The organism is uncultured Pseudoflavonifractor sp. (assembly GCF_944387275.1).
GTDB lineage: Bacteria > Bacillota > Clostridia > Oscillospirales > Oscillospiraceae > Pseudoflavonifractor > Pseudoflavonifractor intestinihominis.
The window spans coordinates 45,313-52,626 of sequence record NZ_CALXEG010000018.1 but is presented as its reverse complement, the minus strand read 5'-3'; the positions used below and the strand labels follow the sequence as shown (position 1 = coordinate 52,626).

13 protein-coding genes and 2 pseudogenes are annotated in these 7,314 nt (G+C 56.3%); 6 read left to right on the top strand and 9 right to left on the bottom strand.

Going from position 1 to position 7,314, the window contains the following annotated elements; translation table 11 throughout:
- Positions 1 to 398 (top strand): annotated as a pseudogene (locus Q0K23_RS06365) (hypothetical protein); the annotation flags it as partial.
- An 81-nt stretch (positions 399 to 479) separates the two neighbouring features.
- Here Q0K23_RS06365 and Q0K23_RS06360 read toward each other — a convergent pair.
- Positions 480 to 743, bottom strand: a complete 264-nt coding sequence (locus Q0K23_RS06360) for a hypothetical protein (protein ID WP_294519426.1) — start codon at positions 741 to 743, stop codon at positions 480 to 482.
- A gap of 45 nt (positions 744 to 788) precedes the next feature.
- Between Q0K23_RS06360 and Q0K23_RS06355 the strand changes: the two genes are divergently transcribed.
- The 4 genes from Q0K23_RS06355 to Q0K23_RS06340 all read left to right on the top strand — a co-directional run bounded on the left by Q0K23_RS06355 (position 789) and on the right by Q0K23_RS06340 (position 2,440).
- On the top strand, positions 789 to 1,118 hold the full coding sequence (locus Q0K23_RS06355) for a MobC family plasmid mobilization relaxosome protein (protein ID WP_294519423.1): 330 nt from the start codon (positions 789 to 791) through the stop codon (positions 1,116 to 1,118).
- 227 nt (positions 1,119 to 1,345) lie between these two features.
- Positions 1,346 to 1,732 (top strand): replication initiator protein A, encoded by a 387-nt coding sequence (locus Q0K23_RS06350; protein ID WP_294519421.1) that lies wholly within the window; start codon positions 1,346 to 1,348, stop codon positions 1,730 to 1,732.
- A complete protein-coding gene (locus Q0K23_RS06345; protein WP_294519418.1) occupies positions 1,719 to 2,102 on the top strand; it encodes a cysteine-rich VLP protein in 384 nt (127 codons plus the stop codon). The genes Q0K23_RS06350 and Q0K23_RS06345 overlap by 14 nt, the downstream gene beginning before the upstream one ends.
- A gap of 161 nt (positions 2,103 to 2,263) precedes the next feature.
- The gene (locus tag Q0K23_RS06340; protein ID WP_294519416.1) at positions 2,264 to 2,440 is read left to right on the top strand and encodes a hypothetical protein; all 177 of its coding nucleotides are present in this window, start codon (positions 2,264 to 2,266) and stop codon (positions 2,438 to 2,440) included.
- Positions 2,441 to 2,512: 72 nt separating this feature from the next.
- On the opposite strand, the gene Q0K23_RS06335 is transcribed toward Q0K23_RS06340, so the two are convergent.
- The 8 genes and pseudogenes from Q0K23_RS06335 to Q0K23_RS06300 all read right to left on the bottom strand — a co-directional run bounded on the left by Q0K23_RS06335 (position 2,513) and on the right by Q0K23_RS06300 (position 6,479).
- A complete protein-coding gene (locus Q0K23_RS06335) occupies positions 2,513 to 2,839 on the bottom strand; it encodes a type II toxin-antitoxin system RelE/ParE family toxin (protein ID WP_294519413.1) in 327 nt (108 codons plus the stop codon).
- Positions 2,832 to 3,098 (bottom strand): type II toxin-antitoxin system Phd/YefM family antitoxin, encoded by a 267-nt coding sequence (locus Q0K23_RS06330; protein WP_294519409.1) that lies wholly within the window; start codon positions 3,096 to 3,098, stop codon positions 2,832 to 2,834. The genes Q0K23_RS06335 and Q0K23_RS06330 overlap by 8 nt, the downstream gene beginning before the upstream one ends.
- 43 nt (positions 3,099 to 3,141) lie before the next feature.
- The gene (locus Q0K23_RS06325; protein WP_294519407.1) at positions 3,142 to 3,720 is read right to left on the bottom strand and encodes a helix-turn-helix domain-containing protein; all 579 of its coding nucleotides are present in this window, start codon (positions 3,718 to 3,720) and stop codon (positions 3,142 to 3,144) included.
- Positions 3,721 to 3,758: 38 nt separating this feature from the next.
- Positions 3,759 to 4,103: pseudogene (locus tag Q0K23_RS06320) on the bottom strand (sigma factor); the annotation flags it as partial.
- 134 nt (positions 4,104 to 4,237) lie between these two features.
- Positions 4,238 to 4,654 (bottom strand): DUF2871 family protein, encoded by a 417-nt coding sequence (locus tag Q0K23_RS06315; protein WP_294519404.1) that lies wholly within the window; start codon positions 4,652 to 4,654, stop codon positions 4,238 to 4,240.
- Between the two features lie 13 nt (positions 4,655 to 4,667).
- Entirely contained in the window at positions 4,668 to 5,330 is a 663-nt protein-coding gene (locus tag Q0K23_RS06310) for a hypothetical protein (protein WP_294519401.1), read from the bottom strand.
- A gap of 39 nt (positions 5,331 to 5,369) precedes the next feature.
- Positions 5,370 to 5,795 (bottom strand): hypothetical protein, encoded by a 426-nt coding sequence (locus Q0K23_RS06305; protein ID WP_294519400.1) that lies wholly within the window; start codon positions 5,793 to 5,795, stop codon positions 5,370 to 5,372.
- A gap of 126 nt (positions 5,796 to 5,921) precedes the next feature.
- Positions 5,922 to 6,479 (bottom strand): TetR/AcrR family transcriptional regulator, encoded by a 558-nt coding sequence (locus Q0K23_RS06300; protein ID WP_294519397.1) that lies wholly within the window; start codon positions 6,477 to 6,479, stop codon positions 5,922 to 5,924.
- Positions 6,480 to 6,641: 162 nt separating this feature from the next.
- Between Q0K23_RS06300 and Q0K23_RS06295 the strand changes: the two genes are divergently transcribed.
- Positions 6,642 to 7,307, top strand: coding sequence for a Crp/Fnr family transcriptional regulator (locus Q0K23_RS06295; RefSeq protein WP_294519394.1), 666 nt, complete (start codon positions 6,642 to 6,644; stop codon positions 7,305 to 7,307).
- Positions 7,308 to 7,314 lie beyond the last annotated feature (7 nt).

The window sequence follows — 7,314 nt, the reverse complement described above, 5'->3', positions numbered from 1 at the left end:
TGTCGCGACTTCATTCTACCAGAGATCTGCAAACCATGTCTCTTTTTCTTTTTGCGAAACTTATTCTACCTTATCAGCTGATCCGGGAGCGCAAGCAGTACATCGGTGTATCAGGCCGTGAAGCTTATCAAGCCATGTGTGAGGACCTTGCTTTTGCTCAGCAATCCCTCAAAACCGTGCTCAATGATTACGCCGATCTGTTTCGGAAACGCTTTTCCGAGGGACTGTCCATCCGCAAAACGGCTGAGGCCATGCACCTGAATCGCGGCGCAATCGAGCGTCGGCAGATTGCACTCTATCGGGCGTTTGCTCAGCTTTTGCAGCAGCGGGACGAGGCAGACGGCGTCTGCCGGTTAATGCAGGAAACCGAGGAATTTTTTGAAGATATAATGGAATAACCAACGCCATTTTGAAGCGCTTGCCTGAACGGCAGGCGCTTCTTTTTTCTGCCGCTTGTGACAGAACCGTGACACCCCGCTTCATTTTGTCCGTTGTCTAGTGAAAGGGTTTTTAAGCAGGCACTTTGCTTTGCAGAAAAAGATTTTTGCATTCCCCCCAATTTCAAAAAAATTGTCCGTTGGAAAGTGAGAAGGACTTTGGAAAATTCTTTTCTGACGCCGCCTGACTTTTTCGACTTTTCTGTCCGATGGATTGTGAAAGGCAGACGAATGCTTCAAACCGTCTTTCAACCAAATTTTATCAAAACCAAAAGGAGAACCACCATGATCATTCACCACAACCATACCCGCATGACCGCCGTTCCCATGAAACTGCTGGGGAGGTAAGCCATGCCGGATCGCACACGACCCATCCGCAAGGAAATCTGCCTGAATGAACAGGAGCTGAGCCTGATCCAGCACAAAATGCGCCAGCTAGGAACCCACAATTTCGGCGCATACGCCCGCAAGATGCTGATCGACGGCTACATCATCAAGGTGGACTACACCGAGCAGAAAAAGCTGGCTGCCGCCGTCAGCAGGATCGCTGCAAACATAAACCAGATCTGCCGCCGCATCAACAGCACCGGGCATCTCTATGCAGACGACGTTGCCGAGCTGAAAGCACGGCAAGCCGAAATCTGGGAGCTGCTGAAAATGCGGCAGAAGGACGAGCTGTGACCACAACGGGGTTTTCCATGTGTGGCTTTTCCGGCACCGGTTTTCCAGGCAGTGGACAAGTTGACGCTCCGGAGGGTTCCGAAAACGGATTTCAGGACGACGGTTTCCGCGACGTTCATTTAGGCTGAATTTCATCCCCTAATCAATAAGAAATAAATCAAGATACAAGAAACTCATCCATCAATCCAATCAATACGCCTGATAGGATGGATAGGACAGGAGGTCAGATGAAAATATTCTGTAAGTTTACCACTGACAGCCCGGCGGCATCCTATGTGCCGCTTCCGAGGTTTCTGCTGCAAGACGAAACGCTCTGTGAGATCAGCAACGACGCAAAAGTGCTCTACGCGCTGCTGTTGGACAGAGCCAGCATCTCCCGGCAGAATGGCTATGTCGAGCCGGACGGCACCATCCGGCTGTACTTCACAGTGGAACAGGCACAGGCCAAGCTCCACCGCAGCCGCCAGAGCGCCACGCGGATTTTTCGAGAACTGGAGTACAGCGGCCTGATCGTCCGCCGCAAGCAGGGGCTGGGCAAGCCCGCCCTCATTACGCTGAATTACCCGGCGGATGCTAAACTCATCGCCAAGGAGGAAACGAATGCGCAGACTTGACCCCATCGAGCACCTGCCGGACGGCACGCTTTTCCGCCTGACGCCGGGACAAGTTCGCAGCGTGCGCAAGCTGGTCAAGCGCTGCTGCAACTTCGCAGACGGCGACTGCCTGCCGCTGGATGGCACCTGCCCACAGGCCATCTCCCACAGCCTGATCTGCCGCTGGTTCCGCCATGCCGTGCTGCCGGAGCAGCCGAAGCTGGAGCAGGCCATCCTCACCCCGAAGAAGCTGCACCGCTGTCAGGTCTGCGGCAAGGACTTCCTCGCCCGCTCTGGTCGGGCGAAATACTGCCGCGAATGCGCGGCCAAAGTCCACCGGCAGCAGAAAGCAAAATCCGCCCGCAGACGGCGCTCCGGCGTAGACAATTAGGTGCCGAAAAAGCCAGTGTTTCCAAGGCTTCCCGCACCGCAGAATGCACCGAGCAATACGATTTCCCCTGTATCCCCGAAAAACACGTTTTATCTGTCTACATACGCACCGGAAAACACGCATAGAGTGAAACAGCAAATGCTCTGGAAAGGAGGGCAGCGATGGAAGTATTTCTGATTTTCCCTAAATCACAGCAAGCAAACCAGGAGCTTGCACAGGAACTGGCGAAGTTCCAGTCCGAACAAGTGCTGAAGAGCGTCCAGAAGCTGCCCTGTTCCACGGAGCAGAAGCTGGAACTGGTAGATGCAGCAGTGAAGCACCTGAAAAAGCGGAAGTAATACATAAATCCGAGCAGACTGGCCTCAAGTGAAGCCGGTCTGCTCGGTTTTGTAGATGCTCCTTGCATATTCTTATTGATTTTCTTCTTTCAGAAGCCGTTTGAAAAGGGTCGGATAATTGCTTGCGCCGTAGGCAATATGGTAAACATAGACCGTTTCAGCAATCAGCCGATACACGCAGATATATTTTCCCGCGATGACATAGCGGTATCCGCCGTTTCGCAGTTCCTTATCCAGCGGGATATGGCCGGACAACGGGAACATCTTCAGACGGGAAAGCGTATCCAGAATCAGATTGGTGATGTTCCTCGCTGAGTTTGGCCCCACAAGGTTCATGTGGAGCTGCGCAATTTCTTCAAGCTCCCGCTGGGCGGGTTCCAGAATCACGAGATTAGCCACGCTGATAGATCGCCTCCAGCCGTTTCCTGGATTCCTCCAGCGTATAGGAGGGTGCATCGGAAAGCCGGGATGCCTCCGCCGCTTCCAACTTTATGCGCAGCTTTAAGGTTTCCTCTCGCTGTTCAAAGGCTTCAATGCTCATCACGACAAGATCACCCTCGCCGTTTTTTGTGATATAGATAGGTTCCGCTTCCTCATGCGCCAGATCAGAGATCGTGCCGTAGTCGTTGCGAAGCGCAGTAGAAGATTTGATAATCATGGGTCAACACCTCCTGAATTATTCTATGATAATTCTATCAGAATTATTCGCAATGTTCAAGCCTCTGCTTGAAATACTTCTCCCACGTGGATTTGAATATCTGCTTGCGGTTTTGCTCCCACTGCTTGAGACTGCCAAGGCTGACGCCCAGCTTGTCCGCATATTGTCTCTGCGTCAGCCCCAGTTTCGTTCGGATCGCCTTGATCTGCTCACCCTGACCATTTCTCAGAAATAGATTGTAGTCATCCAGAAGCATATCGACCGGCACTTCAAAAAGCTGCGCGATTTTCTCCATGTGCTCCGGTGAGTAGAAATCTTTTCCATATTCTTCGTAGTGAACATAGGTGCTCCGATCGATACCGGCGTAGTCCGCTACATCTCTTTGCCGCAGCCCTCTCTGGTATCGGAGCCATCGAAGCTTGTCCGCCGTTTCGGTGATTTCTGAGAAGTCCGAAAACCGTAAATTGAACTTTTCTGCGTCCTGAAACTTGTGCGGCAGCACCACTGGAAATTGCAAAATTTGGAGAGGGGCTACTTTTACTGCACCTGATACATTGGAAATCAGAATATAGCAGCGGAATTCCACTTGTGCCAGCAGGCGCCATTTTGCCTCAAAAGACACCCGTTCCGCCACCTCAATCGCCGATTGTTCTGCTACGATAGTATAGCATTTTCAATGCACCGGCTGGCATAGGTGGCCAGGCGCACGTTCTTATCCGCCTTGAAGGTGGAGATCCCCTTGATGAGCCCGATGGTGCCGATGGAGATCAGGTCGTCCTGGTCGTCGGTCTGGGTGTAATACTTCTTGATGATGTGGGCCACCAGGCGGAGATTGTGCTCGATCAGGACGTTCCGGGCCTCCAGATCCCCGGCGGCGCAGCGCTCCAGGTACATCCGCTCCTCCTCCGCCTTCAGGGGCCGCGGGAAAGAGCCCCCGTTCCCCCCGGAGAGCCGCAGTGTGACGAAGAGCCCGTTGAGCATCAGAAGCAGCCATGCTGTCAGCATACCATCACCCTCCATTTTTCTGCATGGTAAGGTATCCTATTCCTGTCCGGCACGTCCTTATGTTTGTTCCCTGTCCATACAGACATCCGCCCGGGCGCACATAGCGCACCCGGGCGGCTCTTTTGTGAGGCGGTTTACGTTCCGGCAGACACGGACTTCCGGATCTGGAGGAGAATCAGCAGCAGGCTGATCCCCAGCAGGATGTGGCCGATACCCGCCACGCCGGAGAGCGCGCCGTTCAGGGCGGAGGACAGGCTGGTCCCCAGCACCTGGACCACGCCCCAGAGCAGCAGGGTCAGGCCGGTCAGGTTCAGGCCCACGTGGTACACGGCCAGCACCTTTCCCGTGCCGGCGCCGGAAAAGCCCACGGCCTTCTCCAGCAGCAGGAGCAGCAGGAAAAAGGCCACGCCAAGGACAAAGTAGTGGGGGTGGATGGCGGAGAGCACAGTGCGGCCCGTGAAGCCATTGAACTTGGTGAATTCCCGGTAGAACACGCCGAAGATCATGGCGATCACGGCGTAGGCCACGGCAGTATTGGCATAGCGTTTCATACAGAATTCCTCCTTATTTTTCGTTCGTCATGGTCCGGTAGCCGATGAGCACGGTCCACACATAGGCGCAGGTCTTGGGGATCATCAGCATGCCGATCATGGGCACCACGTCGGCCCAGAGGACCACCGGGATATAGAAGGCGAAGCTGAGGACAATGGTCAGCCACATCCAGCGGAAGGCCCGGTCGTTCCGTTCCCCGGCGCTGCGGTAGAACAGGACGATGATCAGCACACCCAGCAGAGCAAAGGGGATGTTCCGCCAGATACCCCAGGACAGAGGTCCGGAGGCGCTGAGCCAGTCGTTCTGAGGCATCATGCACAGGAAAATCCGCAGACCAGCCAGGATGTACACGGCAGCGGTGACGCCGTGTTTTCCCTGAATCTGATAGCGCTGCCGCCAGACATAGTAGAGGAGCACATAGAAGATGGTCATGGTGATGGAGGTGATCCACTTGCCCAGCCCCAGGGGTACGGTGTAGTGCTCCAGACCGGTGGTGCACAGGGCCACCGCCCGGGGCACCAGGTGGAAGGCATCCCCCGCCCCCAGCACCACGGCCATCACGCCGAAGAGCCGGTACTGGTTCCGGCCTCCGCTGCCCCGGATCATGAGGATACCGATGGTAATGACTGAAATGAGATAGACCACGTCAAACAGGGTCTCTGCAATTGCCTGCATGGTAATGTTCCTTTCCTTGTTTTTCGTTCTTTCTCTATATCAACCGCACGCTGCCGCACGGACCGCCCTCCCGTAGTTCCGGCCGAACAGGCACCCGGCCAGCAGCAGGGCCGCCCCCAGGCCGGAGTAGAACACGGCGATAAACCGCTCCGGCGCCAGGCCGGAGGCCCGCAGGCCGATGCCGCCGGTCATCATCACCGCCATGATGGCAAAGGCCTTTCCGTCAAAAAATTTCAGAAAAAACTGGAGTTTTTCCTCCATGCCCGCAATGCGGCCGGTGTGCTTTTTCACCAGCCTCCCGAAGACAAAGCGCTGGAACAGCACAAAGACCACGGCGGACAGCAGCAGGTTCACCGCTGTGACATAGGCCGGGTAGGCCAGGACGCCGATCCGCAGGATATTGAATCCCGCCGCCCCCCACACCAGGCAGGCCAGCAGCAGGAGGGTATTCTTCTGTACTTTCATATCATATCGCTCCTTATCTGAACGCTGTTCATTTTGACTCTAAAAAAATCCCGCGCCCATCCCCGGGCCACAGGCCCGGAAAGATGGGAGAGCGGGGTATGTTCTGCTTCAAGGCTCCGGGGACAATCAGTAGACGGTTCTCCGGATCAGCTCCAGGACGGGGGACGGGTCATAGTCCTCCCGGAGCAGGGCGGACAGGAAGAGGGAAAACAGGATGTCCGCAAACTTTTCCGCCGTGAATTCACCGTCAAAGGCGCAAGTCCGGACTTTGGGGTCCCGCTTCAGTACGGCGCACAGTCCCCCCAGGATGTGCTGCCAGGTCTGCTCCATCCGCTCCCGGCCGCCGGCCTTCTCCATGCCCAGAAAGCCCATGGAGTGGAGGGTGAAGAACCCGGGATACGCCCGACAGCCGTACTCCATGCGCCCGTAGATCCAGGAGACGCAGGCCAGGGTGTCCCGGAACACCTCCTCCTGCTCCGGCAGGTGGAAGATGTCGCACCAGACGCTCTCCACCGTGGCGGACACCAGGTCGGCCTTGGAGGCAAAGTAGTTGTAGATGGACCCCACCGACACGCCGCAGGCGCCCGCCACGGAGCGGATGCTGACCGCGGACCAGCCCCGGCTGCGAATCAGCTCCCGGCTGGCGGCAAGGATCTCCTCTTTGGATGTGACAACGGTATTCATGGCCCGACCTCCAATATGAACAATGTTCATTATAGCGACGGCGCCCTGTCCTGTCAAGTATCCCGCTCAAATTTTTTCTCTTTCCCCATGCCGTTGTATCCGGCATGAAAATCACGTATAATGGGGATATCCTTCGCCGTCAGGCCAACCGAGGTGATAACCATGGACAATCCGGAACATCTGCTGGCCCATACCCTCCCCTTCTGGCCGGAGCTCAGTGCCGAAGAGCAGGATACCCTGAAACGGAGCCTTCTCTCCGCCGCCGTGCCCAAGGGCACGGTCACCCACCGGGCAGACCAGGAGTGCCAGGGCCTGCTTCTGCTCCTGTCCGGCCAGCTGCGGGTGTATCTTCTCTCCGAAGAGGGCCGGGAGGTCACCCTTTACCGGGTAAGAGCGGGAGAACTGTGCGTCATGTCCTCCTCCTGCCTGATGGACGCCATTGTGTTCGACGTGCTGATTGAGGCCATGGAGGACACCCAGGCCGTCACCATCCCGTCGGCCATCCTGTCCCCTATCCTCCAGAACCACCCCAGGGCCGAGCTTTTTCTCTATAAGACAGCCAGCGAGCGGTTCTCCGATATCATGTGGACCATGCAGCAGATCCTCTTTATGGGCATCGACCGGCGTGTGGCCATCTTTCTGTGGGATGAGATGCTGCGAAACGGCCCGGTCATCCCCCTTACCCACGACGAGATCGCCCGGTGCATCGGCAGCGCCCGGGAGGTGGTCACCAAGGTGCTCCGCTACTTTTCCCAGGAGGGCATCGTATCCCTCAGCCGGGGCAAGGTGACGGTCACCGACCGGGAAAAGCTGCGCGCCCTGACCTGAAGTGTAA